The sequence below is a fragment of the Brevundimonas sp. KM4 genome (genome assembly GCF_000964075.1).
GTDB classification, from domain to species: Bacteria; Pseudomonadota; Alphaproteobacteria; order Caulobacterales; family Caulobacteraceae; genus Brevundimonas; species Brevundimonas huaxiensis.
This window is the reverse complement of sequence record NZ_JZRG01000003.1, coordinates 134,677-160,466: the sequence shown is the minus strand read 5'-3', so window position 1 is coordinate 160,466 and position 25,790 is coordinate 134,677. Positions and strand designations below refer to the sequence as shown.

Here is a 25,790-nt window from a genome sequence, read left to right as displayed (position 1 = left end):
GAGGAAATTCTCAGGGGCACGTCACCTCTTGGACGGTACAGGAAACGATGATGTAGACGTGATGTATGGCGTCGGGCAGCGCATCAGCACGCAATCCCTTGAGAGCCTTTCCACCAGACTTGCTAAATTATCCGCCGATGCCCACGACCACGGCATAGCATTGGCGCAAGGACTTCCTTCCCGCATCGATCCCCGTAGCTGGTCCACTGCGATCCAGCGCCTTCTGAACGGTCAAGCTCAACGAGCGGATTCAGGCGACTCCGACGCGCTTCCTCTCGTGGAACTTCGTATTCGCAAGAGGGATGCCGCTCTCCTGTCGGAACAGCTTGTCGACAGACCGCTAATGGGTTCTGCATCATGCAGGGACGCCGCCTTGGCGCTGGGCACATCGGGTCAGTTCGTCGCAGCCGCCGTTTCGGCCGGCCTTATAGAGGGCGATACAAAGAAGCGGGGCGCCGGCGTGTCCTTGGACAGCCTCAAGCAATTCCATGCGCGCTACATCCTGGCGTGTGAGATCGCCGCGCGCCTCGAATGCCGCCTTCATCAGGTGCGCAGCAGGCTGGATGTAGAAAACCTCGTCCCTATTCACACCGTCTATCGCGTGAGAATTTGGGAAAGGAGAGCCATCGAGGGTTTCCTCCGTGCTCATGAATCAATCTGATGAAATCGAATGCAGAACTGACTCAAGTTGATGAAAGCGCATCTGATTCCCGAAAAATTAGCTGAGATATTTCCCTTAGAATTCTGTTTGATCTTTTCATCGCTGAATCACATCGTATGAAAGTGGACAGCGAAGGCGCGACGTCGTCGCCGCGCCTTCCTTCCGACCTCAGTTCGCCGCTTCGACCGTCACGCCGCGCTTTTGCAGGATGGCCTGGACGCTGTCGTCGCCGGTCAGGTGGGCCGCGCCGACGGCGATGAAGGCGGTGCCGGAGCCTTCAAGCATCGTCTGGATCTGGTTGGCCCAGTCGGTGTTCCGATCAACCAGAACGGACTGATAGAGGGCCGGCGAGGCCTCCTTCATTTCCGTGATCGTGACGCGGTCCAGCGTCGCGACGTCGCCCCGGGCCCAGGCCTCGACCATTTCATCCAGCTTGGTGGCGGCGTTCTCATAGTCCTTCAGGGTCTCGCGCAGGAAAGCCAGCTGCACATCGTCGGGCAGGCCGGCCAGGATGCCGATCTGTTTGTCGATGGTCTCGAAGCCGTGGATCGGCTTGCCCGCCGCCTCGGCCCGCGCCTTCAGCACCAGCTCGACGCCGGACTTTGGGTCGTAGCCGGCCTTGATCAGCGGCGCGACCGACAGGCTGAGCGCCGCCAGCCAGGGCTTCATCGGTTGAAGCTGGGCGGCCGAGGCGCCCATGACCTGGGCGGCCGCGTCCAGTTCGGCGTTTTCTTGCGGCGTCAGGCGGCTGGACAGGGGCGTCTCGGGCGACAGACCATGCTGCTGGATCAGCGGCATGATGGCGGCCTGGTCGTCGGGGTTGCTGATCTCGAACCAGATGTCCGAGGCGCTGTCGAAGGCGGCCTCGACACGGGGGCTGGACCAGCCGGTCGTCGGGCGAAGCACATGGACCGAGCCGAACAGATACAGGGTCGAATCCGCATCCCTGACCACCCACAGGGCAGGGCCTTCGCCCTGGATCGGCGCTGGCGCGGCGGGCGCGGCGGTCTGGGCCAGGGCGTCGGCCGGGACGCCGGCGATGGCGACGAACAGGGCCAGGCCGCCGGCGACGCCCACGGCGCCGCGCGCCAGGCTGGAAACGGACGACAGAAGACGATCGGTGAAGGTCATGAGAGGTCTCGCTGTTTTCGAAAGGGAAGGAGAAGAAGGACCGATCAGGCCAGGCCGCGACGCACGCTGATCCACACGGAGCAGCCCAGATAGAGCGCCATCAGCACGGCGTAGATGTCCCAGGCCGTGATGGCGGGCGCGGCGCCCAGACGCTCGGCGGCGGCCCAGAAGAACAGGACCAGCTGGCCCGCAAAGAAGGTGACGGCCGCCGCCTCGATCACCGCCCGACGCAGAAGCTCGTCGGCCTGGCGATAGACGCGCACATTCATTACTGTGTGGAGCACCAGCAGAAGGCCGATGGCACTGAGGCCGAGCAGAGGATTGACGCCCGCCAGGCTGAAGACGACCGGCAGGGTCAGGATGACGCCGGAAAAGCCCATGACCAGCGCCTGAAACCGGGCCAGAGCCGTCTCATCCGGCGAGGCGGGACCGTCCAGATTATACATCCGGCCGAGGCGGTCGGGGTTCAAACTGACGTAAAGCGCCCACAGCGATCCCGCGACCAGGGCCAGACCGACCAGCATCGCCAGGCCATCCGACCAGCGCAAGTCCATGTCGGTCGGTCCGAATCCGCCGGGCGCGATCCTGGCCAGCCAGGCGCCGACGCCGTAACCGATCACCCCGAAGACGGCGCCGAAAACAAAGGCGCGAACCCAGCGCGGCCAGGATGCGGGAGAGAGGGTGGAAGGCTTCATTTCGTCGGCTCCTGATCGTCCGAGAAGATGGATTCGATGGGCTGGCCGAAGACGCGGGCGATCTTGAAGGCCAGCGGCAGGGAGGGGTCGTAACGGCCGGTCTCCAGCGCGTTCACGGTCTGGCGCGACACGCCCAGATGTTCGGCCAGCTGCGCCTGGCTCCAGTCGCGCTCGGCGCGCAGGACCTTGAGACGATTGTTCATGGCTCAGCCCCGCATCCGCGCCAGCCACCACCACACCCAGACGACGGTGTAGCCGATCAGGATGGGAGCGATCATCAAGGCGGCGCCGGCGGACACATAGTCGATGGGCGCACCGCCCGAGCCGATCTGGCGCGCGATGATGTCGCGCCACGGTCCGGCCGAGGACAAAATCAGGCCGACGCCGCTGACGCACATGCCCGCCGTGCCGCCCCAGTACCAGGCCGCCTTGTGCGCCTCCCGCGCAGCCTCATCGATCACGCGCATCCATTCGGCGCCGATCCACAGGGCGCCGGCCATGATGGCGGCGGCGAAGACTGCGGTCACGATCAGTTCGCCCATCTCGGGCGCGATCCATCCCGAACTGGAGGCGTAGCCGACCGCGATGCCGCCGAGGAAGGCGAACAGCAGGCCGCCGCCGAACGTGATCACCGTCGCCTTGATTACCGGCCGCCACTTGCGCATCCGTCAACACCCCTTGTCCTATTGACAAGCTACATTGACATTCCTGCTCGGACGCTGTCAAGCGCCCTTTCCACGCCGAGCCTTTTTATTCGACCTTGGCGGCGGCGATCAGTTCGGGACGGGCGATGGCGCGGGGCGCGGTTTCGACCGGCGTCAGATCCGGCAAGGCCTTGCCCTCGTGATCGACCTGCAGATCCTCGAACCGGCGGGCGGAGACCATGACCTGGCTTTCCAGCGAACCGACGAACTGATTGTACTTGCCGACGGCCGTATCCAGGGCGCGTCCGACGGCTGAGGCATGACCGCCCATGACCGACAGCCGCTTGTAGAGTTCGCGGCCCAGGGCGGCGACCTTGTCGGCATTGGCCGCCTGCTCTTCCGCGCGCCAGCCATAGGCCACGGCCTTGCACAGGGCGAACAGGGTCGAAGGGGTGACGATGACGACGCGGGAGGCCATGGCCTGGGTCATCAGGTCCGGCTCGTGGTCCAGAGCCGTGACCAGGAAGGCATCGCCGGGCACGAACAGGACGACGAAATCCGGGCTAGGCTTGAACTGGTCCTGATAGGCCTTGGACGACAGCTGGCGCACGTGGGTCTTCAGGCTGGCGGCGGTGCGCAGGCCGACCGAGCGGGCGCGCGCCTCCTCGTCGCCCTCTCCGTCGTCGAAGGCCAGCGGGACCTTGGCGTCGATCACGAACATGCCGCCGCCGGGCAGGCGGACGATGAAGTCGGGGCGGTTCTGGCGGCCCTCGTCGTCGGCGCTGGAGGTCTGTTCGGTGAAATCGAACCGCCCCGCCATGCCGGCGGCCTCCAGGACGTTACGGCACGTCTGCTCGCCCCAGCGGCCGCGACGGCCCGTATTGCCGCGCAGGGCCTCGGTCAGCTTGCGCGCCTCGTCGCGCGTGGCGGACGAGGCCGTCATCAGCTGGGCTAGTTGTTCACGCAGCCCCCCGGTCTCCTCAGAGCGCGTCTTCTCCAGCGCGGCGACATGCTCCTGAAACTTGGTCAGGGTGTCGGCGACGGGTTTCAGCTGGGCGGCCATCCGCTCGCGCGCCAGCTGATCCTGGGCGCGAAAGGTTTCGGTCGCGCGGCTGACCATCTGATCCGCCACGACCTGGGCCGACTGCGCGGCCTGGGCCTTGAGCAGTTCGCCCATGGTCACACGGCTTTCCTCGACCAGATCGATGCGGGCCTCCGCCGCCGCAAGCGCGCCGCTTGTCCTCTGCCAGCCCATATAGGCCCACAGAAAACCGCCCGCGAAGGCGGCGGCCAGGACAGCGAGGATCGGCACAAGCATGTTCATGCTCCGTTCCTAGCGGGAGTCGCCATCAATGAGAAGCGGGGCCCTTCCGGCGCCGCTTGCCCGGAACGTCGCCGTTGCGATGACGTTGGTGTCTCAGCCATTTGCACGAAGGACCCGCTCATGACCCCGGAAAAGCCCCACCGCCACGACACCGCCGCCGATGCGGTGCACGACGGCCGGCCGGTCGACGCCGAACTGGCGCGCAGCGGCCGCAAGAACCCGCGCATCGCCGTCATCCTGGCGATCTCGACGCTGGCGGCGGCCATTCTGCTGCTGGGCCTGTGGTTCGTGACCAACGGGGCGTTCGATTCAAAGAACGCGGAGACCGGGCCCGAGGCGGCCGCCGCCGAAACCCAAGCCTTCGCCGGCGACAGCCAGACGCCGCCGGCCGCCGATGCGCCGACGGATGAAACGGGCCGCGCCGTGCCGACCCCGACGGGCGAAGCGCCGAACGTCAACGCCCCGACGGTTCCTTCGAACTAACTCGGTCAGGCCGGGCGGCGGGCGCGAAGGGCCTGGACGATGGTGCCGTCGTCCAGCCAGTCCAATTCTCCGCCGACCGGCACCCCGCGCGCCAGCGAGGTGATCTCCACATCCGGACCGGCGATCCGCTCGGCGACATAGTGGGCGGTCGTCTGGCCATCGACCGTGGCCGGCAGGGCCAGCACGACCTCGCGCACGCCCCCGCCCCTGACGCGCCCGACCAGTTCCGTGACCCGCAGATGCTCGGGCCCGACACCGTCGAGAGCGGACAGCAGTCCGCCCAGCACATGATATTTGCCGCGAAAGGCGCCGGATCGCTCCATCGCCCACAGGGCCCCGGCCTCCTCGACCACGCAGATCAGACTGTTGTCTCGCGCTCCATCCGAACAGATGGCGCAGGGGTCGCGCGTATCCGGCGCGCCGCAAACCGAGCACGACACGACCTTTTCCGCCGTCTCGGCCAGCGACGCCGCCAGCGGGACCAGCAACTGCTCGCGTCGCTTCAACAGCGCCAGCGCCGCGCGCCGCGCCGAGCGCGGACCCAGGCCCGGCAGTTTGGCGAGAAGGGAGATCAGCCGTTCGATCTCCGGCCCGGCGGAGGCGGCCATCAGAACAGTTTCGGCATTCCGGGAATGTTCATCCCGGCCATTGGGCCTGCGGCCTCGCGCATCAGGGCGTTGTTCTGCTCATCCAGCTTTCGCTTGGCGTCGGCATGGGCGGCGACGATCAGATCCGCCAGGATCTCGCCCTCGCCCGGGCTCAGCAGGCTGTCGTCGATCTTGATGGCTGTAATCTCGCCAGGGCCCTTGAGGGACACCGAGACGAGGCCGCCGCCGGAAGAACCCTCGGCGATCGTTTCGGCCATCCTGGCCTGGGCGTCCTGCAGCTTTTGCTGCATCGCCTGGGCCTGCTGCATCAGTTGGGTCAGATCTTTCATGCCCTCTAGATAGGGCGAACCAAGCCCGGGCGACAGAGGGGTTGTGCGCGGTGCGCGATATCGAAACCCAGCCTTTCGGGATTGGCGCTTGCGGCTGTTGCAAAACGCCCTAATTGGCACCTGTACTCGTTGCTATTTGAGTCAGGACGCATCCCATGGCCTATGACGCTACTCACCAACGCGACGTCCCGCTGTCGGACGCCGCCCTGTCGCAACTGTTCACCGAGGCGCGCACGCGCAACGGCTGGACCGACCGCCCCGTCGCGCCGGAACTGCTGCACAAGCTGTATGACCTGACCAAGTTCGGGCCCACGGCGGTCAACAAATCGCCCGCCCGCTTCGTCTTCATCACCTCGCCCGAGGCCAAGGCCCGCCTGATTCCGCTGATGAGCGAAGGCAATCGCGACAAGACGAAGCAGGCCCCGGTGACGGTGATCGTCGGTCAGGACATGGACTTCCACGACCACCTCGACGCCCTGTTCCCTCACGCGCCGGGCGCCAAGGCCTGGTTCGCAGACGAGGCCGGCCGGCGAGAGACCGCCTTCCGCAACGCCTCGCTGCAGGGCGGCTATCTGACCATCGCCGCCCGCGCCCTGGGCCTGGATGTCGGCCCGATGTCCGGCTTCGACGCCGCCGGCGTGAAGGCCGAGTTCTTCCCCGACAGCCATGTCGAGCCGAACTATATCCTCAACCTCGGCTATGGCTCGGACGAGAACCTGTTTCCACGCTCGCCGCGCCTGTCGTTCGACGAGGCCGCGCAGATCCTCTGAGCCGAGCGCTCAGCCCGAAATGAAGAAGGGCGGCCCGTCGGGCCGCCCTTTTGTCGTTCATCGCCGCAGCGATCAGGTGTTGGGCGGCGCAGACGCCGTCGCAGCGGGCGGGGCCGCCGGGGTCGCCTGAGACGCGGCGGGGGCGCCGGCGGCCGGGGTGGTCCCGGTCGCTTCGGTCGCCGCAGCGCCTTCGGTCACCGGAGCCTCGCCCGTCGCAGGCGCGCCTGCGGCCGGCGCGGCCGCGCCAGGCTGACGGGTGGGATCCGGCGCCGGAATGGCGAAGCCGCCCGAGCCCTGGGTGCGCAGCCAGGCGATCAGATTGATGCGCGTCTGGGTGTCGCGGATGCCGGCGAAGGACATCTTGGTGCCGGGCACATATTTGGCCGGGGCCGTGATGAAGCTGTTGATCTGGTCATAGCCCCAGGTCGGCGCCTCGGCCTTGTGCTTGGCCATGGCGTCGGAATAGGCGAAGCCCGGACGGTGCATGACCGGACCGCCGATCACGCCCCACAGGTTCGGACCGATCTTGTCTGCGCCGCCCTGGTGCGCGTCATGGCAGGCCTGGCAGCGGGCGAAGGCGGCCTCGCCGGCGGCCAGATCGGCGGTCGGCAGCACCGTGCCCCAGTCGGGCGCCAGTTCGGCGGCTTCACCGCCGGCGGCCTCTTCCGGCGCATCGACGAAATAGCCCATCTTTTCGGGGGCTTCCGAATGATAGACGAGGCCCGAGGCCTGCTGGACGACCAGGATGACGAACGCCGTCCCCAGAGCCGCGCCGAAAATCTTGTTCCACTTAAGATCGCCGCTCATACGCCTGGTCGTTTCCCTCTGCCGGCCGGGCCCCTCGAAAACACGCCCCGGACATAATCTTGCTTTGGCGTCTCTGGCACGGTAGCGCCGCCTTCGCAACCGGCCCAACGCGCGACGGGCCACACAGGCGTCAGGGAAGTCGATGAATCCGTTGATAATGATACCGGCTCGCATGGCCGCCACCCGGCTGCCGAACAAGCCGCTGGCCCTGATCGGGGACACGCCGATGATCGTGCGCGCCTATCGTCAAGCCGAGGCCTCGGGCCTGCCGGTCGTGGTCGCCGCCGGAGATCCCGAGATCGTCGAGGCGGTGGAAGCCGCAGGCGGCCGCGCCGTCCTGACCGACCCGGCCCTGCCCTCGGGCTCGGACCGCATTCGCGCCGCCGTGGACGCCATCGACCCCGAGGGCGATTTCGACGCCGTCATCAACGTTCAGGGCGACATGCCCTTCGCCAGCCCCGGTCTGGCCGTCGCCTGCGCCGCCATTCTGCACGGCGAGCCGACCTGCGACATCGCCACCCTGGTCGCCGCCGAGGCCGACGGGTCGGACCGGACCAATCCCGACGTGGTCAAGGCGGTGCTGGCCCTAGGCGAAGGCGAACGCCAGGCGCGCGCCCTCTATTTCACGCGCTCAACCCTGTATGGCGACGCGCCCGTCTGGCGCCACATCGGCGTCTATGGCTATCGCCGAGAGGCGCTGAAACGTTTTTGCGCCGCGCCGCCGTCGCCGCTGGAGAAGCGCGAGAAGCTGGAGCAGCTGCGTGCGCTCGAAATGGGCATGCAGATCTGGGCCGCCGTCATCGATGAAGCCCCCCTCTCCGTCGACAATCCGGCAGACCTGGAGGCGGCGCGGGCGCTGGCCTGACGCCGGAATTGCACCCGGCGAAAACGGTGCAATGGCGTGCAATTTCGGCGGATAGAACTGTTTTTACTCAGGAATAGTTTGCGCCGAGTTGCACCGGTGCAATTCCGTCTGCGATGCTGGTCGCGCGACGATGTCAAAGACCCGTCGGCATCATAGGCCGGGCCGGGACCCTGTATGGCAGACGGTCGATGCGAAGCCGTAAACCCCTGAAACGACGCCGATTCGTTCTCTGGGTTAGGATGGAAAGTCATTAAATGCCCTCCCTCCCCGTTGCGGGAAGGGTGAGGCGGTCGTCAGGGCTCCTCGACCCAGGCCTGGATCAGGCTGTGGGCGATGGCGAAGGGCGGCGGGGCCTGGATGCTCGGATGCTCGCCCGCCAGCACGGCGCGCGCCTCGGCCCGCGTCAGCCAGGCGACGGCTTCCAGCTCGGTCTGGTCAGGTTGCGCCTGATCGTCCGACACCTCCGCGATCAGGCCGATCATCAGCTGAGACGGGAAGGGCCAGGGCTGGCTGGAGTGATAGGCCGTGGCGATCACGGTCAGGCCGGCCTCCTCCTTCACCTCGCGGGCGCAGGCCTCCTCGATGGATTCGCCCGGCTCCAGAAATCCGGCAAGCGCCGACATTCGTCCGGCAGGCCAGGCCGCCTGGCGTCCCAGCAGGCAGATGGGCTCGGCCCCGCCCTTATAGACCGGCAGCATGATGGTGACCGGATCGACGCGCGGGAAATGCTCGGTCCCGCAGGCCGGACAGACCCGCTTCCAGCCGCCCGACGCCGTCTCGCCCAGCGTGCCGCAGTTGGCGCAGAAACCGTGTTTGCGTCGCCAGTCGAACAGGCTCTTGGCGCCGCCGGCCATGGCCGCATCCGCCGCCGGCAGGCTCGCCGCCGCCGCACGCATCTCCTGAAAGGCGCCCAGCCCGGCCAGCGGCCCGTCGGTCGGATCGATGGAGCCTTCGAACTCGATGGCGAAGACGGGTTCGTCGTTCCACAGGCCCAAAAACGCCTCGCGGTCCCGCACCAAGGTGCGCGCATGACGCATCTGCAGCCATGCCAGCCTCGGCCCCTCGCCCGTCTCCTCGATCAGCGGCCGCCCTTCCCAGAGCGCCAGGGCCTGGGCGTAGGGTTTGGCGGCCTGCTCGGCCAGCCAGTCGGGATCATTCCTCAGGTCGCCGGCCCGATCGAGCGGATTGCCGGCGAAGGTGTTCTGATGGGCCATGCGGGTTTGTAGCTCTTGATTCCGGCGTCCGCACCCGTCATATCTCCGCTTGGAGATCGCGGGCGAAGGCTTCGCCAATCTGGTCAGGGCCGGAAGGCAGCAGCCACAACGAATTCCCCTTCGGGTCGCGGTCTCTACTTCCTCTTTTTTTGGCGCTACCGCTCGCCTTTTGGCGCTACCGCTCGCCGCACGGCGGCTCGCTGCTTGAGCGCGTTTGGTGCGCTAACGCCATTTTCCTTTCGTCATTCCGGGCGTAGGGCCTCTTGGCCCGAAGACCGGGAACCCAGCGGCGCGCGTGAGCGCGAACCTGTCGCGCACTCCGCTTTCAAACCTATGCGGCGGAGAGATTTCGCCTTCGGCGCCGCTGGGTTCCGGGTCTCCGCTTCGCTGCGCCCGGAATGACGAAAGAGAAGATGAACCTGCGCTTGAACCGACGCTGGAATCGCTTCTTCCCGCCCGTCACCCGCTGTAAGACTTCCTCCCATGACGGACAGCGATACGAATCTCGACGGCCCGCCCTGGGAAGAGGATGACGTCGCCCCGCGCGACGAGAACACCGACGACATGTTCGGCGGGCCCGCCGCGGCGGCGCCTGAGCCTGTCGTCGCGCCTGCTCCCGCTCCCGTCGAAGTCGAAGCTCACGCCGATGACGGCGCCGCCTATCAGGTGCTGGCGCGCAAATACCGGCCGCGCACCTTCGAGGATCTGATCGGGCAGGAGGCGATGGTGCGCACCCTGACCAACGCCTTCGCCACGGGCCGCATCGCCCACGCCTTCATGCTGACGGGCGTGCGCGGCGTCGGCAAGACGACCACCGCCCGCCTTCTGGCCCGCGCCCTGAACAACGAGACCGACGTCATCGACAAGCCGTCGCTGACCCTGAGCGCCCACGGCCGGCACGACGCCGCCATCATGGCCGGCCAGCACATGGATGTGATGGAGATGGACGCGGCGTCGCACACCGGCGTCAACGACATCCGCGACATTCTGGAAAGCGTCCGCTATGCGCCCGTCGAGGCGCGCTACAAGGTCTATGTGCTGGACGAGGTCCACATGCTGTCGACGCAGGCGTTCAACGCCCTGCTGAAGACGCTGGAAGAGCCGCCGCCCCACGCCAAATTCATCTTCGCCACCACCGAAATCCGCAAGGTGCCGGTGACGATCCTGAGCCGTTGCCAGCGCTTCGACCTGCGTCGGGTCGAGCCGGAAATCCTGGTCGAGCATCTGGGCCGGATCGCCGACCGAGAAGGCATGAAGATCGAGACCGACGCCCTGGCTCTGATCTCGCGCGCGGCCGAGGGGTCGGTGCGCGACGGCCTGTCGCTGCTGGATCAGGCCCTGGTGCAGGCCGAGCGGGGCGAGACGGTCAAGACCGAGACGGTGCGCGACATGCTGGGTCTGGCCGACCGGACCCAGACCATCGCCCTGTTCGAAAGCGTCATGGCCGGCCGTACGCCCGAGGCGCTGGAGAGTTTCCGCACCCTATATGGCTTCGGCGCCGATCCGGTGCAGGTGACCAACGACCTGTTGGAACATTGCCACGCCGCCTCGGTCGCCAAGATGCTGGGCCCGAACGCGACCCGCCTGCCCAATGATCAGGCGCAGAAGCTGGCGGCCCTGGGCGCGGCCATTCCGGCGGCGACATTGTCGCGCACCTGGCAGATGCTGCTGAAGGCGCTGGACGAGGTGCGGCGCGCGCCCAATCCGGCCGATGCGGTGGAAATGGCCATCGTGCGCCTAGCCTACGCCGCCGACCTGCCGGGACCGGAGGAGGCGCTGAAGCGGCTGCAGTCCGGCGAACTTATCGGCGGCGGCTCGGCCCCGCGTGGCGGCGGCGGAGGCGGCGGCGGAGGAACCTCGGCGCAACTGGCCGCTCGCCCGGTGATGGCGCCCGCCCTGCCCGATCCTCAGACTTTCGAACAGGTCGTCGCCCTGATCGGCGAGAAGCGCGAGGTCGGGCTTCAGATGGATGTCGAGCGGTATGTGAAGCCGGTCTCGTTCAAGCCCGGCGCCATCGTTTATGAAAGCGTCCAGGGCGCGCCCATCGAACTGGCGCGCAAGCTGTCGGCCCGCCTGCGCGAATGGACCGGCCGCACCTGGCTGATCGCCGCCAACGGCCAGGGCGGGGCCGAGACGGTCATTGAGATCCAGAAAAAGGCCCGCGCCGCCGAACGGGCCGAGGTCGAGGCCAATCCCTTCGTCCAGGCGGTGCTCCAGGCCTTCCCCGGCGCCAAGCTGGGCGAGATCAAGACCATCGCCCCGACCGTGGTCACTCCTGAAATCCCCGACGTGGTCGAGGACGACGACGAGGATTGAGGGTTCGGCCTACCGCGGCGCGCGCTTGGCCAGGATGCGTTGCAGGGTGCGGCGGTGCATGCCCAGGCGGCGCGCCGTCTCCGAGACATTGTGGTCGCAAAGCTCATAGACGCGCTGGATATGTTCCCAGCGCACGCGGTCGGCGCTCATCGGGTTTTCGGGCGGTTCGGGCGAATCGCCGGTGGCGAGCAGGGCCTTGACCACGTCGTCGGCGTCGGCAGGCTTGGACAGATAGTCGACGGCGCCGGCCTTGACCGCCACGACCGCCGTGGCGATGGCGCCGTAGCCGGTCACCATGACGATGCGGGCGTCCTCGCGCTTCTCGCGCACCGCCTCGACGATCTTCAGGCCGTTGCCGTCCTCAAGCCGCATGTCCAGCACGGCGAAGGCCGGCGCCTTGTCGCGCAGCAGCTGCATCGCCTCGGCGACGGATTCGGCGGTCGTCACCTGAAAGCCGCGCGCCTCCAGCGCCCGCCCCATGCGGGTGCGCAGGGCCTGGTCGTCATCCAGCAGCAGCAGGGTTTTGTCGGGCAGGGCGGCGATGCGGGCTTCGAGTTCTGACATGCGTTTCTCTCTCCTGCCGCTTCAAGTCGGGACGGGTAGCGCGCGGGTCAAGGCCAAGGTTCCACCTGCGACGCTTCGACCCAATCCGCTTATGCCGCGACCTCCAAGGCGGGCCGCGCCCAGCGCACCGCCACGCGTGCGCCGCGCAGTGAACCCTTGGCGTCCGACTGCGGCAGGCCCTGGCCCACGCTGACCGACCCGCCGGTCCGTTCCAGCAGGGTGCGGGCGATAAAGAAGCCCAGCCCCATGCCGCCCTGGCTGGGGGCGATGGGCGGCTCGACCGTTGCGCGCGGTTTGGACGGACGGGCCGCGGCGGCGATCTGGGCGGCCAAGGCTTGGCGCGCCTTGCCCTGAGGCCGGCTGGTCACATAGGGCTCGCCCAGCCGGGGCAGAATGTCGCCTGCGAAGCCCGGCCCATCGTCCAGAATCTCGATCTCGATCCAGCCGGCGTCCACCACCGCCTGGACCCGCACGGTCGTCTTGGCGAAATCGGCGGCGTTCTCGACCAGGGTGGACAGGCCGTGGATCACCTCGGGCATCCGGCGCACGCGCGGCGCGGGCTGACCCGGCGGCGTCTTGACCAGAACGTCAAAGGCTAGGTCGAAGCCCCGGTGCGGCTCCACCACCTCTTCCAGCAAGGCCTTCAGAGAGACGTCGGCATAGAGGGCGTCGTCGCCCTCGGGCTGCTGCGACAATTGGGTCAGGATGCCCCGGCACCGTTCGGCCTGTTGCAGGATCAGGGCCGCATCCTCGGCCGCGTCGCTGTCGGGGGCCGAGGCGCGCTGAAGCTCTTTCGCCACCACCTGAATGGTCGCCAGCGGCGTGCCAAGCTCATGCGCCGCCGCCGCCGCCAGTCCGCCCAGCGCCGCCAGCCTCTGTTCGCGTTGCAGCACGTCCTGGGTGGTCGCCAGGGCCAGTTCCAGCTTCTCCGCATCGGCCGCCACCCGCCAGGCGTAGCCGGCGGTGAAGACCACGCCGGTCACCAAAGCCATAGCCATGCCGAGGCGATACAGGGTCGGCAGGTGGAAGTTCTCGTGTGGTCGCCACGGCAGAGGCTCGGACCAGAAGAACAGCACCCCGACCGCGATCAGGGCCAGCACGCCCAGCATCAGGGCCTGACGCGCCGGCAGGGCCGCCGCCGCGATGGTGACGGGCGCGACCAGCAGCAGGCAGAACGGGTTCTCCAGCCCGCCGGTCAGACCCAGCAGCACGCCCAGCTGGAAAATGTCGAAGCCCAGGTGGATCGCCGTCGTGCGCCCGTCCGGCAGGCTGGCCTCCAGCCGGCGCACCCGCGCCATGGCCCCCACATTCACAGCCGCGCTGATGGCGATCACGATCAGGCAGGGCCAGAGCGGCAAGGGAAAATGCAGCCCCTGATGCGCCGTCAGGATCGCCGCGCTCTGGCCGATGATCGTCAGCCAGCGCAGAACGATCAGGGTCCGCAGCGAAAACCCCCGACCGCGACGCGGCGCGTCGCCCCAGCCGTTCAACGGCTCCGAAGAGGATACGCCGTGCGGCGCCATGCGGGCTTCTGTCGAGGTCACACGCCTTCTATAGACCGATCACATCCGTTTCGTGAGAGGCCGTCATGCCGCGTCGTTCCATCCTGCTGTTCGCGGGCGCCTGCATCGCCATCGCCGTGGCGCTGGCCATCATCACCGTCGTGGTGGTCAGCGGTCGTGCGCCCACGTCGGACGGCGCCGAGGTGACGTCGACCGGTCAGCCTCTCGTCGGCGGCGACTTCCAACTGGTCAATCAGGATGGACAACCCGTCGATCAGACGATTCTGAACGGCAAATGGAGCCTGGTCTTCTTCGGCTTCACCTATTGCCCCGAGTTCTGCCCGACCACCCTCGCTGAGCTGGGCGCGGTGCAGCAGCGGCTGGGCGACAAGGCGGACAATCTGCAGATCGTCTTCGTCAGCATCGACCCTGAACGCGACACGCCCCAGGCGCTCAAGGACTATCTGTCATCCGACGGCTTTCCCAAGGGGACCATCGGCCTGACGGGCACGCCTGAACAGGTGGCGACAGCGGCCAAGGCCTACCGCGCCTTTTATCAGAAGGTCGGCGAGGGCGAGGGCTATACGATGAACCACTCTCTGACCGTCTATCTGATGGGTCCGGACGGAAAGTTCCGCACCGCCGTCGCCTATGGAATGGGGCCGGACAAGACGACCAGGATCATCGAACAGGCGATGGCGCGGGGTTAGCGGCGACCCCATAATCCTTTTGCAGGGTGATGCATTATATGTTGCCCTGCACAAACGGCGCTCGGCCGTATCGGATCGTCATGCTCTACGCCTTTCATGAACTCGCCTACCAGTCGGCCCTGCCGTTTCGGGTCGGCGCGCAACTGGCCCGCAGCTTCTGGACCTCGCCTTTCAACCCGGCGGCCGACACCGCCATCGGCCGCACGGCCTACGCCTCGGCCGAACTGTTCGAGAGCGTGACGCGGCGCTACGGCAAGCCGGCCTGGAAGCTGGAAACCATCGACATCGGCGGCAAGCCGGTGCGCACCACCGAACAGGTGATCTGGCAGAGCCCGTGGTGCCGCCTGGTTCGCTTCGCCCGCAACATCGGCGATCTGAAGCGCGCCAAGAAGCCCGCCTCCGGCCCGGCCGTCCTGATCGTGGCCCCGCTGTCGGGCCACTACGCCACCCTGCTGCGCGGCACGGTCGAGGCCTTCCTTCAGGACCACGACGTCTATGTCACCGACTGGGTCAACGCCCGCCAGGTGCCGATGCTTGAGGGCCGGTTCGACTTCTTCGACTACATCGACCACGTCCGCCTGATGCTGGCCGAGATCGGCGGTCGCGCCCACGTCGTCGGCGTGTGCCAGCCCGGCCCGCCCGTTCTGGCCGCCGGCGCGATCATGGCCGAGGACGAGGACGAAAACCGCCCCCTGTCGATGACCTTCATGGGGTCGCCCATCGACGCGCGCCTGTCGCCGACCGTGACGAACCAGCTGGCCGAGGAAAAGCCCTTCACCTGGTTCAAGTCGAACATGATCCACACGGTGCCACTGCCCTATGCGGGCTTCGGACGGCGCGTCTATCCGGGCTTCGTCCAGCTCTACAGCTTCATGTCGATGAACGAGGATCGCCACCGCGACGCCCACTGGAACTATTTCACCAGCCTGATCGCCGGCGACGGCGACGAGGTCGAGAAGCACGAGGAATTCTATGACGAATATCTGTCGGTGCTGGACCTGACCGAAGAGTTCTATCTTCAGACCATCGACATCGTCTTCCAGCAGCACCTGCTTGCGCGGGGCCTGCTGGAACATCGCGGGCGCAAGGTCGATCTGTCCAGGATCACCGACATCGGCCTGATGACCGTCGAGGGCGAGAAGGACGACATCTCCGGCGTTGGACAGACCCAGGCCGCGCATGGCCTGTGCCCCAACATCCCCGAGGATCGCCGCGTCCTCTACGTCCAGCCGGGCGTGGGCCATTACGGCGTGTTCAACGGCCGTCGCTTCCGTGACGAGATCTATCCCCGCGTGCGCGATTTCATCGCTAAGAACGAGGCCGCCGGTGGCGTACCGCAACGGTCAGCGGCTGCCGCTTGACGAAAGCGGGGCCGGATCTGGTCCCGTTCTAAGACTGTCGGTCAATCCGCGCGCCCGGCGTCTGTCGGTGCGGATCGACGCGCGCGCCGGCGAGGCCGTGGTCATCGCCCCGACCGAGCGCGGCCTGAGCCAAGCCGTCGCCTTCGCCCGATCCAAGGCCGTCTGGATCAGCGAACGCCTGGCCGTCCGCCCCAAGAGCCGCCCGCTGGAACCGGGCCAGGTCATCTCCCTGCGCGGCAGGCCCGTGCGGCTTGAGGCCGTGCCCGGCGCGGGCGCCGCACGCCTGGTCGAGGACGCGACGATCATCCGCTCGGGCGGCGAAGGGGAGGCCTACGCCCGCCGCGTCGAGAACCTGCTGAAGCGCGAGGCGCGCGATACGCTTCTGGAACGCACCGACCACCATCTGCGTGCGCTGGGCCAGGGCCCGGTCAAGATGGGCATCGCCGACACCCGGTCGCGCTGGGGCTCGTGCAGCCCGCACAACCGCACCATCCGCTACTCCTGGCGCGTCATCATGGCCCCGCCCCCGGTCATCGACTACCTCGCCGCCCACGAGGTCGCCCACCTGGTCCACGCCGACCACAGCCCGGCCTACTGGTCCGTGGTCGAACTTCTGGTCGGGGATCACAAGCCCTGGCGCAAATGGCTAAAGGATTACGGCGGGGCGCTGCACGCCGTGGGACGCTAGGCGGAAACCCTGGCGGCCGGGCGCGTTTCACCATGGCCCGTCCACTCAGGAACGCCCCATGAAAACGATGATCACCCTGTCGATCGCGCTCGGCCTCGCCGCTGCCGCCGCTTCGTCCGCCAGCGCCCAGTCGCAGGCTACGATGAACGCCAACGCCGCCCAGGAACTGCAGCGCGCCGATCGGGCGCTGAACAGCCAGTACACGATGACGATGGGAAGGCTGTCGCCCGCAAGCCGCACCCTGCTGCGCACCGCCCAACGCAGCTGGATCAGCTTCCGCGATCAGCAATGCCGGTTCGAGGCGTCCGGCGTTCAGGGCGGTTCCGCCTATCCGATGGTGCATTCGACCTGCCTGGCGCGTCTGACGACGGAGCGGACACGCCAGTTGCGGACCCTCAGCCAATGTCAGGAAGGCGATCTGTCCTGCCCCCGCTGACCCAGGCCTGAAATGCAAAGGGAGGCGACCGCCGGGTCGCCTCCCTTTTTTTACGCGCCGTTGGCGTCGCGATCAGAAGAACAGGGCGTCGCCCTTTCGCTCCGGCGCCGGACGGCCTTCGGGCTGCTGCGGGTTCGGCGCATCGCGATAGCTGCCCTTGGGTGACGCCGGGCTGGACGGCTGGGGCGACGGCGGCTGCATCGGCGCCTGTTCGTCCGGGACATAGGGTTCGCCGGCCAGGGGATCGACGGGTTCGATGGGCAGGCCGTTCTGATCCAGGCCGCTCATCAGATCGCCGACCGGATCGGGCGCGACCCAGCCCTCGGGCATGGGCGGACCATTGGGGATGGCGGGGGCGTCCAGGCGCGGCAAGGCCGCCTCCATGAAGCCCTTCCAGATGGCGGCCGGCGACGAGCCGCCGGTCACGCCGCGCATGGCGGTGTTGTCGTCCTTGCCCACCCAGACGGCGGTGACGAAGCCGCCGGTATAGCCGACGAACCAGGCGTCCTTGTAATCCGAGGTCGTGCCGGTCTTGCCGGCCAGGTCGCGGCCCGAGATCGCCGCCGACCGACCCGAGCCGCTGGTCACCACGCCGCGCAGCATCTGGTTCATGTAGTACAGCGACGGATTGTTGATCGCCTGGCCGCTCTGGCCCGACTGGCGCTGATAGATGACGCGGCCCTGGGGCGTGCGGATTCGGCTGATGCCATAGGCGTCGACGCGGCGCCCGCCATTGGCGAAGGCGTCATAGGCGGTGGCCATCTCGATCGGCGAGACCTCGACCGCGCCCAGCGCCATCGCCGGCTCCAGACCGATGCGGCTTTCGATGCCCAGACGCCGCGCGGCGCGGGCCACGCTGTCGCGCCCGACCTGATCGGCGACATAGGCCGCGACCGTATTGGTCGACTGGGCCACGGCCTGCGCCAGGGTCATGTTTCCGCTGAAGGTGCCGGAATAGTTGCGGGGCGACCAGTTGCCGATGGTGATCGGCTGATCGACCACCGGGGTCTGGGGGGTATAGCCGGCCTCGACCGCCGCCAGATAGACGAAGGGTTTGAAGGCCGAACCCGCCTGGCGCCTGGCGTCGACGGCGCGGTTGAACTGGCTGTCGGCATAGGAGGAGCCGCCGATCATGGCGCGCACCCGGCCGTCGCCGTCCAGCGCGACCAGGGCCGCCTGCTGCACGCCCTTGCCGGCGTCACGATCCAGAATGCGGCGCACCGACCGCTCGGCCGCCGTCTGCAGCGTCAGGTCCAGCGTGGTCTCGACCACCATGTCCTCGGTCGGTTCGCCGACCAGGCTGCGGATCGACTTGTCCAGCCAGTCGATGAAATACTGGGCATGCTGGGTCGCGAGCGTGCGCGAGACGATGACCGGCTGGGTCACGGCCTGTTCGCGCTGGGCGGCGGTGATGACGCCGGCCTCTTCCATCTCGTTCAGCACGACGGTGGCGCGGGCGGCGGCGCGCTCGCTTTCGGACACCGGCGAATAGCGCGAGGGCGCCTTCAGCAGGCCGGCCAGCAGCGCGGCCTCGCCGACCGTCAGATCCTTGGCGGACTTGTCGAAATAGCGCTGCGACGCCGCCTCGATCCCATAGGCCCCGGCGCCGAAATAGACCCGGTTCAGATACAGGGCCAGGATCTCCTTCTTGGAGAATTTCATCTCCAGCCAGACGGCCAGCATCAGCTCCTGCACCTTGCGGCGCATGTTCTGGTCGGGCGTCAGGAACAGGTTCTTGGCCAGCTGCTGCGTCAGGGTCGAGCCGCCCTGCACCACCCGCCCGGCGCGGACGTTGGTCGCCATCGCCCGCATCATGCCGATGGGGTCGAAGCCGGGGTGGTGATAGAAGCGCCGGTCCTCGATCGCGATAAAGGCGGCCGGCACATAGTCCGGCAGGGCGTCCAGATCGGCGGGCGGCGCCATCTGGGTGCCCCGCGTCGCGATCAGCGCCCCATTGCGATCCAGATAGGTGATCGAGGGCTGGCGATCGACCTGATACAGGCTGGAGGTGTCCGGCAGGCCGCGCGCAAAGACGGCGAAGAAGACGACCAGGAAGATCAGCCCCCAGACCGCCAGCACGGCGCTCCAGTAAAACAACCGTCCCAGGGCCGACCGGCGGGGCTTGCCCTGCGCCTGTGGTCCGCCCGCATTCACCGGTCCCGCCATGTCCGTCCTTCAGATGCCGCGCTGGGCGAGTTCTCGTTCATCGGCTGTGTATCGCGTATGAACGCCCGCCGAAACGGTCCCGCCGACTTCACGGGATCGTGAGCGGCTATTTCGCCGAAAGAAAGGCGCGCCGGCCCAGCCACACGCCGGTTTCCGCCCCATCGTATTCGACGCACAAGCCGGCCTCGACCAGCAGGGCGCGATAGGCCTCCGGGTCCAGACTGGCGTGATAGAGCGGCTCGCCCCGCCACTGTCCGATGGTTTCGCCGTGCGCCTGGCCAGAGGTGAACATCAGCCGCCCGCCCTCGGCGACGCACGCGGCCAGCTTCGGTAGCACCTTGCTCTGATCGTCGGGGCTGAGATGAAACAGGCTGTGCCAAGCCAGAACGCCGTCGAACGGACCCGGTGGAAACGCATCGCGCATATCCGCGACCGACCACACGCCTGTCGGCAGCGTCGCCTGAGCATGGGCGATCAGGCCCGGCGACGCATCCATGCCTGTCACCTGATGTCCCTGCTCCAGCAGGGCGGCCCCAATCGGCCAGCCCGAACCGCAGCCGACGTCCAGAATAGATGCGCCTGCAGGCAAGTCCGCAACGAAGCGATCCAGCCAGACCGCTTCGTCCACCCCGCCGTCGCCGGAATACAGGGTCGCGCCCCGATCCCGGACCCAGTCGTCGGCCTTGTCCCGATAAAGGCCGACGATCCGTTTCGCGGACGGGTGGGTCACGACGGCCTATTTCGCCACGAAGGCATCCAGGTCGGCGTAGAAGGCCTGGGGCTGGTCGAACATGATGAAGTGAGCGCTGTCGTCGATCCGTTTCAGCGTCACGCCCGGCAGGCCGGCATAGGACATCTGATAGATGCTATCGGTGATCTGGGGCGTCATGCGCGGATCGTTGAACTTGGCGTACACCACCTCGGTCGGGACGGTGATCCTGGACAGTTCGGGACGCAGGTCCGTCGTGATCAGCTCGCGGAAGGCGGCGGCCGAGACCTTCTGGTCGCTATCGCGCATGTCTTTCAATGCTTCGGCGCGGCGGCTTTCGGTGTTGATCATGCCGTTGATGCTGGCGGTCGCCTGGGCGACATAGGCCTCGCGCGGGCTGTTGGCTTGGGCGGCCCAGATCTGGTCCGCAACCGGGGTCACGCTTTCGGCCGAGGCGCCCGGCGCAGCGAACATCGCGCCCATGAAGGGAATCATGTCCACGACCATCAGCTTGCCGACCGCATCGGGATGGCGCGCGGCCAGCATCATGCCGATGGTGCCGCCCATCGAATGGCCGACGACGACCGGCTTGGTCAGGCCCTTTTCGCGGATGTAGCGAGCGATCTCTTCCGCCACCGGCGCGGCGACGGGCGAAGGGGTCGCGCCCTGCGCATTGCCCTCGGCCGGCGCACCGGCGAAGCCCTGCACATGAATGCGGTGCACACGCCAGCCCACGCCGTCCTGCGCCGTCAGATGATCCACCGTCCCCTGCCAGACCTCGGGCGACGAGCTGAGGCCGGGGATCAGGATGATGTCGCGACCATCCATGTCGCCATCGACGCGAACGTGGATGCGGTCGGACTGGAAATCGGCATGCTGGTGGCCGTGGGCGTGACCCGCCTCCGCATGGGCGCCATGCCCGTCCTGCGCCAGGGCGGCCGGTGCGACACACAGCAGGGCGGCGGCCGCTGCGGCGCCGACGGTGCGGTTCAGAATGGATGCGATGGTCATGATCAAACTCCCCTTTGACGCCCGCTTATGCCGCGCCGACTTTGATATGTAAAGTTCTCTGTCAGGTGACATGAGACAGGCGGCGCGCGGCTCTGTTAGACAGTCGGTATGAAGCTCGCCGACGCCGCTCCCGTCCAGTCCCCTCAGGTCGAACCCGCCCCTTCAAAAGCCGGCGCGCAGCCGTTCGGCAAGGGGTTCGTCACCGACGCCTGGTATTTCGTCGCCCTGGGCCGCGACGTCGCCCCGGCCAGCCTGAAACGCTATGAGATCATGGGCGAGCCGGTGCTGATCGGCCGCACCCGCGCAGGCCAGGTCTATGCGATGCGCGACATCTGTCCCCACCGCGCCGCGCCCCTGTCGGCCGGCAAGCTGGTCGAAAAGCCCGGCGAGGGCGAGACGGTCGAATGCCCCTATCACGGCTGGCGATTCCGCCCCGACGGGGTGTGCGCCGCCATTCCTTCGCTGGTCGAGGATCAGGCGTTCGAGGCGAACCGCATCCGCGTGCGGTCCTATCCGGTGCGCGAGAGCCAAGACATCGTCTTCGTCTGGATGGCGTCGGACGCCCGCAACCCGATGGAGCCGGACCATGAGCCGCCGGTCTTCCCCGGCGTGGTCGGCGGCGAGGCCAAGCTGGTCGAGGCGATGGATTTCGACAGCCATATCGACCACGCGGTCGTCGGCCTGATGGACCCCGCCCACGGCCCCTACGTCCACCAGCAATGGTGGTGGCGGTCCGAGCATTCGATGCACGAAAAATCCAAGGCCTTCGCCCCGACCGAATTCGGCTGGGCCATGGTGCGCCATGCGCCTTCGTCGAACAGCCGCCTCTACAAGATCCTGGGCGGGGCGCCCGCGACCGAGATCACCTTCCGCCTGCCGGGCTTCCGCTGGGAGCATATTCAGGTGGGGGAAAAACAGGTCCTGGCCCTCACCTGCCTGACCCCGATCACCGACACCAAGACGCGCATCACCCAGATCTTCTGGTCCGACCACTGGGTGTTCGGCCTGGCCAAGCCCTTCCTGCGCATGGGGGTCGTCGCCTTCCTGAAACAGGACGGCGGCATGGTGAACCTTCAGAACGAGGGCCTGCGCTACGACCCCGCCCTGATCTGGATCGACGACGCCGACAAACAGGCCAAATGGTATCAGCAGCTGAAGCGTGAATGGGCCAGGAGCCGCGCCGAAGCGCGCCCCTTCGTGAATCCGATCCAGCCTGTGACTCTGAGGTGGAAAAGCTGAAGACGAACGTCTCCTCCCCACATCAAGGGGAGGAGACACCGGGTTATTGCAGCTTCAGCCCGTGCTCGGAGGCCAGATCGACCAGCTTCACCATCGGGCGGGGGCCCCAGTGGGCGATGACTTCGGAGGCGGCCAGGGAGCCCAATTTGCCGGCCTCTTCCAGTGTGAGGCCGCGCGCGAGGCCCAGCAGGAAACCGGCGGCGTACTGGTCGCCGGCGCCGGTGGTGTCGATCACCTTAGCGACCGGATAGGCGGCGACCACCACGCGCTCTTCGCCACGGATCACGACCGAGCCGTGCTCGCCGCGCGTGACGGCGGCGATCTCGACGATGGCGGCCAGTTTCGCGGCGGCGGCGTCGAAATCATCCGTTTCGAACAGGGCGCCCAGTTCGGCCTCGTTGGCCAGGACGATGTCGGCGGACTGGGTGATGAAGTCCAGCAGTTCGGCGCGCCAGCGGGCGACCACGAAGGTGTCCGACAGGGTGATGGCCACCTTGCGGCCGGCCTTGTGCGCGGCGGCGGCGGCGCGTTCGAAAGCGGCGCGAGCGGGCGCCGGATCGAACAGATAGCCTTCCAGATAGACGATCTCGCTGGCGCCGATCAGGGCCTCGTCGATGTCGTCGGCATACAGCTGGTTTGCGGCGCCCAGGAAGGTCGCCATGGTGCGCGCCCCGTCCGACAGGACGTTGATCAGGCAACGGCCGGTGCCGAAGCCCTGGTCCACCCCGCCCGTCAGGACAGGCGTGTCGAAGTGGACGCCGGCGGCGCGGATGTCGTGGGTGAAGACCTGGCCCAGCGTATCGTCGGCGACCTTGCCGATATAGGCCGCGCGGCCGCCGAACGAGCCGACGCCCGCCACGGTGTTGCCGGCCGATCCGCCCGAGGCCTCCACGCCCGGCGCCATGGCGTCATACAGGGCGGCGCTGCGTTCGGCATCGACCAGCTGCATGGAGTTGGGCGCCAGGTCCTGGGCCGTCAGGAAGGCGGCGTCGCAGGGGCTGAGGACATCGACGATGGCGTTGCCGACGGCGCAGACATCATATTGGGCGGTGTTCTGGGTCATGGTCGCGCCTTAGCCGGTCAACGCCCGCACGTCACCCGAAATCACATAAGGAAGCCCTTATATGCTTTGCGTCGCTTCGCTATAGGACCGCATGATCCAGATCGCCGTCCTGACCCCCGATCCCGCCGACAAAACCTATGTCGGGCGCTGGCCAGAGGTGCTGGAACGGTTGAAGGCGACGTTGGAGAGCACGGGCGCGACGGTCACGGCCACGCCCTGGAGCGATCATGTCGAGGACGCGTCGGGCCTCAAGGCCTATGACCTGATCCTGCCGGTCATCGCCTGGGGCTATCACCGCGATCAGGGGCGCTGGCTGAAGGCTTGCGCGACGTGGCGCGAGGCCGGTCTGCCGGTCGCCAATCCGGCCGAGGTGCTGCGCTGGAACTCCGACAAGGCCTATCTGGCGCGGCTGGCGGACAAGGGCGTGCCGATCCCGCAGACGCGCTGGACCGACCGCGTGACCCAGGATCAGGTGGACGCCGCCTTCGCCGAGACGGGCGCGCCGGTGCTGATCGTCAAACCGACGGTGTCGGCCGGGGCGTTCCGCACCCTGCGCCTGACGCCGGGCGAGGTGTTGAGCGATGCGCCCGAGGGCGTGGCCATGATCCAGCCCTATCTGAAGTCGATCGAGACCGCGGGCGAGACCTCGCTGCTGTTCTTCGGCGGCCGGTTCAGCCATGCGGTCAATAAACGGCCCGTGGCCGGCGACTTCCGCATCCAGGTGCAGTTCGGCGGCCTGTACAGGGCCGTGACGCCGGACGCGGCGGCGATGGCCTTGGCCGAGCAGGTGCTGGCCGCCATCGATGAACCGCTGCTCTACGCTCGCATCGACATGGCTCGCGACGACGACGGCCAATGGGTGCTGATGGAGGCCGAACTGATCGAGCCGGACTTCTACCTGGACCACGACCCCGCGAACGGCGCCGGCTTCGCCGAGGCCGTGAAAGCGCGGCTGGAGACCTAGACCGCCTCGTGCTGAACCGCGCCCGAACCGGGCCTGGAGCTCAAAACTCTTCCCAGTCCGATTGAACGGCGGCCATAGCCGCCCGTCCGCCGCCGGCCGCCATGCGGGCGCGCGCAGGCGCGGCGTGGGCCCGAGCGAAGCTTTCGACCCGCGCCTTCATCTGCTGGACGGGAGACGCCTGGATCGGCGTCGGGGCTGCGGCGACCTGGCTGGTCTCGAAGCGGCGGACCAGTTCGGCCAATTCGGCGGCCTCGCGGCTCAGGCTCAGGCTGGCGGCGGTGGATTCCTCCACCATAGCCGCATTCTGCTGGGTGACCTGGTCCATCTGGTTCACGGCCGTGTTGACCTCGGCCAGACCCACCGCCTGTTCCTGGGTCGAGGCGCGGATCTCGCTCATCAAGGTCGTGATCTCCTCGATGCGGCCGGCGATGCCCGTCAGGGCCTCGCCCGACTGACGCACCAGAACGACCCCGTCCCTGACCTGACCGGAGCTGGCCGAGATCAGCGTCTTGATCTCCTTGGCCGATTCCGCCGACCGTTGAGCCAGGGCGCGCACTTCGGAGGCCACGACGGCGAAGCCACGGCCTGCCTCGCCCGCACGGGCGGCCTCGACGCCGGCGTTCAGCGCCAGGAGGTTGGTCTGGAAGGCGATCTCGTCGATCACGCCGATGATCTGGCTGATCTCGTTGGAGGATCGTTCGATCTCGCCCATGGCCGCGACGGCCCTCTGTACCACCGCGCCGCCGGTCTCGGCCTGGGTCCGGCCTTGGGCGACCACCCCGTCCGCCGCCTGGGCGTTCTCGGCCGTCTTGCGCACGGTCGCGGTGATCTGGTCCAGCGCGGCGGCCGTCTCTTCCAGACTGGCGGCCTGCTGCTCGGTGCGGCGCGACAAATCTTCGGCGGCGCTGCCGATCTCCTGCGCGCCCGACTGCATCGACCCGGCGTTGACGCCAATGACGCTGACCGCCTGATCCAGCGTCGCCATGGCCTGGTTGAAGTTGTCGCGAAGGATTGCGTAGTCGCCCGGGAAATCGTCCTGAATACGATAGGAAAGGTCGCCGGCGGCCATGGCCGACAAGCCCTTGGCCGTGCCTGCGACAACAGCGGCCTGGACCTGGGCGGCCTGACGATCGGCCTCGACGCGGCGCTCGCGCTCTTCCTCGACGGCGGTGACGTCCGTGGCGAACTTGACCACCTTGTAGGGGCGTCCGTCGCTGTCCAGAATTGGATTGTAGCTGGCCTCGATCACCACCCGCTGGCCGCTCTTGCCGTAGCGCACAAACTTGTCCGCCACGAACTCACCGGCGTTCAGCTTTCGCCACAACTCGGCATAGGCTGGCGTCTGCGCCTCAGTCGGATCGACGAACATCCTGTGGTGACGTCCGACAATCTCAGCCGGCTCATATCCAACCACCGATAGGAAGTTCTGATTGGCCTCCAGAATGACGCCATCCAGATCGAACTGGATGACTGCTTGAGAGCGACTGACGGCAGCCATCATGTTGCGCAGCTCGTTGAGCGTCTTGTCAT

The 25,790-nt window shown here is 67.4% G+C and carries 27 protein-coding genes and 1 other RNA gene; 12 read left to right on the top strand and 16 right to left on the bottom strand.

Translation table 11 applies throughout. The annotated features are described in order from the left end of the window. The coding region (locus VH88_RS00965; RefSeq protein ID WP_231576539.1) for a hypothetical protein at positions 1 to 661 on the top strand (661 nt) is incomplete at its 5' end. A gap of 168 nt (positions 662 to 829) precedes the next feature. Here VH88_RS00965 and VH88_RS00960 read toward each other — a convergent pair. The 5 genes from VH88_RS00960 to VH88_RS00940 form a co-directional block, all read right to left on the bottom strand. Continuing rightward, positions 830 to 1,792, bottom strand: coding sequence for a TraB/GumN family protein (locus VH88_RS00960; protein WP_082064317.1), 963 nt, complete (start codon positions 1,790 to 1,792; stop codon positions 830 to 832). A gap of 44 nt (positions 1,793 to 1,836) precedes the next feature. Then, entirely contained in the window at positions 1,837 to 2,487 is a 651-nt protein-coding gene (locus VH88_RS00955) for a hypothetical protein (protein ID WP_045809575.1), read from the bottom strand. Further along, positions 2,484 to 2,690, bottom strand: a complete 207-nt coding sequence (locus VH88_RS00950; protein ID WP_039244055.1) for a helix-turn-helix transcriptional regulator — start codon at positions 2,688 to 2,690, stop codon at positions 2,484 to 2,486. Before VH88_RS00950 ends, VH88_RS00955 begins: the two co-directional genes overlap by 4 nt. Positions 2,691 to 2,693: 3 nt before the next feature. Continuing rightward, on the bottom strand, positions 2,694 to 3,152 hold the full coding sequence (locus tag VH88_RS00945) for a hypothetical protein (RefSeq protein ID WP_052689435.1): 459 nt from the start codon (positions 3,150 to 3,152) through the stop codon (positions 2,694 to 2,696). 85 nt (positions 3,153 to 3,237) lie between these two features. Continuing rightward, complete coding sequence (locus VH88_RS00940) at positions 3,238 to 4,455, bottom strand: DNA recombination protein RmuC (RefSeq protein ID WP_045809574.1); 1,218 nt, start codon at positions 4,453 to 4,455, stop codon at positions 3,238 to 3,240. Between the two features lie 120 nt (positions 4,456 to 4,575). Between VH88_RS00940 and VH88_RS15305 the strand changes: the two genes are divergently transcribed. Continuing rightward, positions 4,576 to 4,938 (top strand): hypothetical protein, encoded by a 363-nt coding sequence (locus VH88_RS15305; protein WP_052689434.1) that lies wholly within the window; start codon positions 4,576 to 4,578, stop codon positions 4,936 to 4,938. 5 nt (positions 4,939 to 4,943) lie between these two features. Here the strand turns inward: VH88_RS15305 and recR are convergent, their stop codons facing one another. Together recR and VH88_RS00925 are read right to left on the bottom strand one after the other, a co-directional pair. Beyond that, positions 4,944 to 5,546: a recombination mediator RecR gene (gene recR, locus VH88_RS00930; RefSeq protein ID WP_045809573.1), complete on the bottom strand. Its 603-nt coding sequence runs from the start codon at positions 5,544 to 5,546 to the stop codon at positions 4,944 to 4,946. Further along, on the bottom strand, positions 5,546 to 5,875 hold the full coding sequence (locus VH88_RS00925) for a YbaB/EbfC family nucleoid-associated protein (protein ID WP_045809572.1): 330 nt from the start codon (positions 5,873 to 5,875) through the stop codon (positions 5,546 to 5,548). The genes recR and VH88_RS00925 overlap by 1 nt, the downstream gene beginning before the upstream one ends. 155 nt (positions 5,876 to 6,030) lie before the next feature. On the opposite strand from VH88_RS00925, the gene VH88_RS00920 reads away from it, so the two are divergent. Next, positions 6,031 to 6,645 (top strand): malonic semialdehyde reductase, encoded by a 615-nt coding sequence (locus VH88_RS00920; RefSeq protein ID WP_045809571.1) that lies wholly within the window; start codon positions 6,031 to 6,033, stop codon positions 6,643 to 6,645. A gap of 72 nt (positions 6,646 to 6,717) precedes the next feature. On the opposite strand, the gene VH88_RS00915 is transcribed toward VH88_RS00920, so the two are convergent. Continuing rightward, a complete protein-coding gene (locus tag VH88_RS00915; protein ID WP_045809570.1) occupies positions 6,718 to 7,452 on the bottom strand; it encodes a cytochrome c family protein in 735 nt (244 codons plus the stop codon). Positions 7,453 to 7,594: 142 nt separating this feature from the next. Between VH88_RS00915 and VH88_RS00910 the strand changes: the two genes are divergently transcribed. Beyond that, on the top strand, positions 7,595 to 8,317 hold the full coding sequence (locus VH88_RS00910; protein ID WP_082064316.1) for a 3-deoxy-manno-octulosonate cytidylyltransferase: 723 nt from the start codon (positions 7,595 to 7,597) through the stop codon (positions 8,315 to 8,317). A gap of 293 nt (positions 8,318 to 8,610) precedes the next feature. Here the strand turns inward: VH88_RS00910 and nudC are convergent, their stop codons facing one another. Beyond that, positions 8,611 to 9,531, bottom strand: a complete 921-nt coding sequence (gene nudC / locus VH88_RS00905; RefSeq protein WP_045809568.1) for an NAD(+) diphosphatase — start codon at positions 9,529 to 9,531, stop codon at positions 8,611 to 8,613. 47 nt (positions 9,532 to 9,578) lie between these two features. Here nudC and ffs point away from each other — a divergent pair. Beyond that, positions 9,579 to 9,674, top strand: an RNA gene (ffs, locus tag VH88_RS15485) — signal recognition particle sRNA small type. A gap of 340 nt (positions 9,675 to 10,014) precedes the next feature. Further along, positions 10,015 to 11,847, top strand: coding sequence for a DNA polymerase III subunit gamma/tau (locus VH88_RS00900; protein ID WP_045809567.1), 1,833 nt, complete (start codon positions 10,015 to 10,017; stop codon positions 11,845 to 11,847). Positions 11,848 to 11,856: 9 nt separating this feature from the next. On the opposite strand, the gene VH88_RS00895 is transcribed toward VH88_RS00900, so the two are convergent. Both VH88_RS00895 and VH88_RS00890 read right to left on the bottom strand, forming a co-directional pair. Further along, a complete protein-coding gene (locus VH88_RS00895) occupies positions 11,857 to 12,411 on the bottom strand; it encodes an ActR/PrrA/RegA family redox response regulator transcription factor (protein ID WP_045809566.1) in 555 nt (184 codons plus the stop codon). A gap of 89 nt (positions 12,412 to 12,500) precedes the next feature. Next, positions 12,501 to 13,955 (bottom strand): ActS/PrrB/RegB family redox-sensitive histidine kinase, encoded by a 1,455-nt coding sequence (locus tag VH88_RS00890; RefSeq protein ID WP_231576538.1) that lies wholly within the window; start codon positions 13,953 to 13,955, stop codon positions 12,501 to 12,503. A 44-nt stretch (positions 13,956 to 13,999) separates the two neighbouring features. Between VH88_RS00890 and VH88_RS00885 the strand changes: the two genes are divergently transcribed. From VH88_RS00885 to VH88_RS00870, 4 genes are all read left to right on the top strand, one after another. After that, complete coding sequence (locus VH88_RS00885; protein WP_045809564.1) at positions 14,000 to 14,623, top strand: SCO family protein; 624 nt, start codon at positions 14,000 to 14,002, stop codon at positions 14,621 to 14,623. Positions 14,624 to 14,703: 80 nt separating this feature from the next. After that, positions 14,704 to 15,984, top strand: coding sequence for a polyhydroxyalkanoate depolymerase (locus tag VH88_RS00880; RefSeq protein WP_045809592.1), 1,281 nt, complete (start codon positions 14,704 to 14,706; stop codon positions 15,982 to 15,984). Next, a complete protein-coding gene (locus VH88_RS00875; RefSeq protein ID WP_045809563.1) occupies positions 15,950 to 16,672 on the top strand; it encodes a M48 family metallopeptidase in 723 nt (240 codons plus the stop codon). Before VH88_RS00880 ends, VH88_RS00875 begins: the two co-directional genes overlap by 35 nt. A gap of 58 nt (positions 16,673 to 16,730) precedes the next feature. Continuing rightward, complete coding sequence (locus VH88_RS00870) at positions 16,731 to 17,108, top strand: lysozyme inhibitor LprI family protein (protein ID WP_045809562.1); 378 nt, start codon at positions 16,731 to 16,733, stop codon at positions 17,106 to 17,108. A gap of 72 nt (positions 17,109 to 17,180) precedes the next feature. Here VH88_RS00870 and VH88_RS00865 read toward each other — a convergent pair whose 3' ends face one another. The 3 genes from VH88_RS00865 to VH88_RS00855 form a co-directional block, all read right to left on the bottom strand. Next, complete coding sequence (locus tag VH88_RS00865; RefSeq protein WP_045809561.1) at positions 17,181 to 19,274, bottom strand: transglycosylase domain-containing protein; 2,094 nt, start codon at positions 19,272 to 19,274, stop codon at positions 17,181 to 17,183. A 106-nt stretch (positions 19,275 to 19,380) separates the two neighbouring features. Beyond that, positions 19,381 to 20,004, bottom strand: coding sequence for a trans-aconitate 2-methyltransferase (locus VH88_RS00860; protein WP_045809560.1), 624 nt, complete (start codon positions 20,002 to 20,004; stop codon positions 19,381 to 19,383). Between the two features lie 6 nt (positions 20,005 to 20,010). Then, the gene (locus VH88_RS00855; protein WP_045809591.1) at positions 20,011 to 20,994 is read right to left on the bottom strand and encodes an alpha/beta fold hydrolase; all 984 of its coding nucleotides are present in this window, start codon (positions 20,992 to 20,994) and stop codon (positions 20,011 to 20,013) included. 108 nt (positions 20,995 to 21,102) lie between these two features. On the opposite strand from VH88_RS00855, the gene VH88_RS00850 reads away from it, so the two are divergent. After that, positions 21,103 to 22,233, top strand: a complete 1,131-nt coding sequence (locus VH88_RS00850) for an aromatic ring-hydroxylating dioxygenase subunit alpha (RefSeq protein ID WP_045809559.1) — start codon at positions 21,103 to 21,105, stop codon at positions 22,231 to 22,233. A gap of 43 nt (positions 22,234 to 22,276) precedes the next feature. Here VH88_RS00850 and VH88_RS00845 read toward each other — a convergent pair whose 3' ends face one another. Beyond that, complete coding sequence (locus VH88_RS00845; RefSeq protein ID WP_045809558.1) at positions 22,277 to 23,296, bottom strand: adenosine kinase; 1,020 nt, start codon at positions 23,294 to 23,296, stop codon at positions 22,277 to 22,279. A 91-nt stretch (positions 23,297 to 23,387) separates the two neighbouring features. Here VH88_RS00845 and VH88_RS00840 point away from each other — a divergent pair, with 91 nt between their 5' ends. Next, complete coding sequence (locus VH88_RS00840) at positions 23,388 to 24,260, top strand: RimK family alpha-L-glutamate ligase (RefSeq protein ID WP_045809557.1); 873 nt, start codon at positions 23,388 to 23,390, stop codon at positions 24,258 to 24,260. Positions 24,261 to 24,300: 40 nt separating this feature from the next. Here the strand turns inward: VH88_RS00840 and VH88_RS00835 are convergent, their stop codons facing one another. Next, positions 24,301 to 25,761, bottom strand: coding sequence for a methyl-accepting chemotaxis protein (locus VH88_RS00835; protein ID WP_082064320.1), 1,461 nt, complete (start codon positions 25,759 to 25,761; stop codon positions 24,301 to 24,303). Between the last annotated feature and the right edge of the window lie 29 nt (positions 25,762 to 25,790).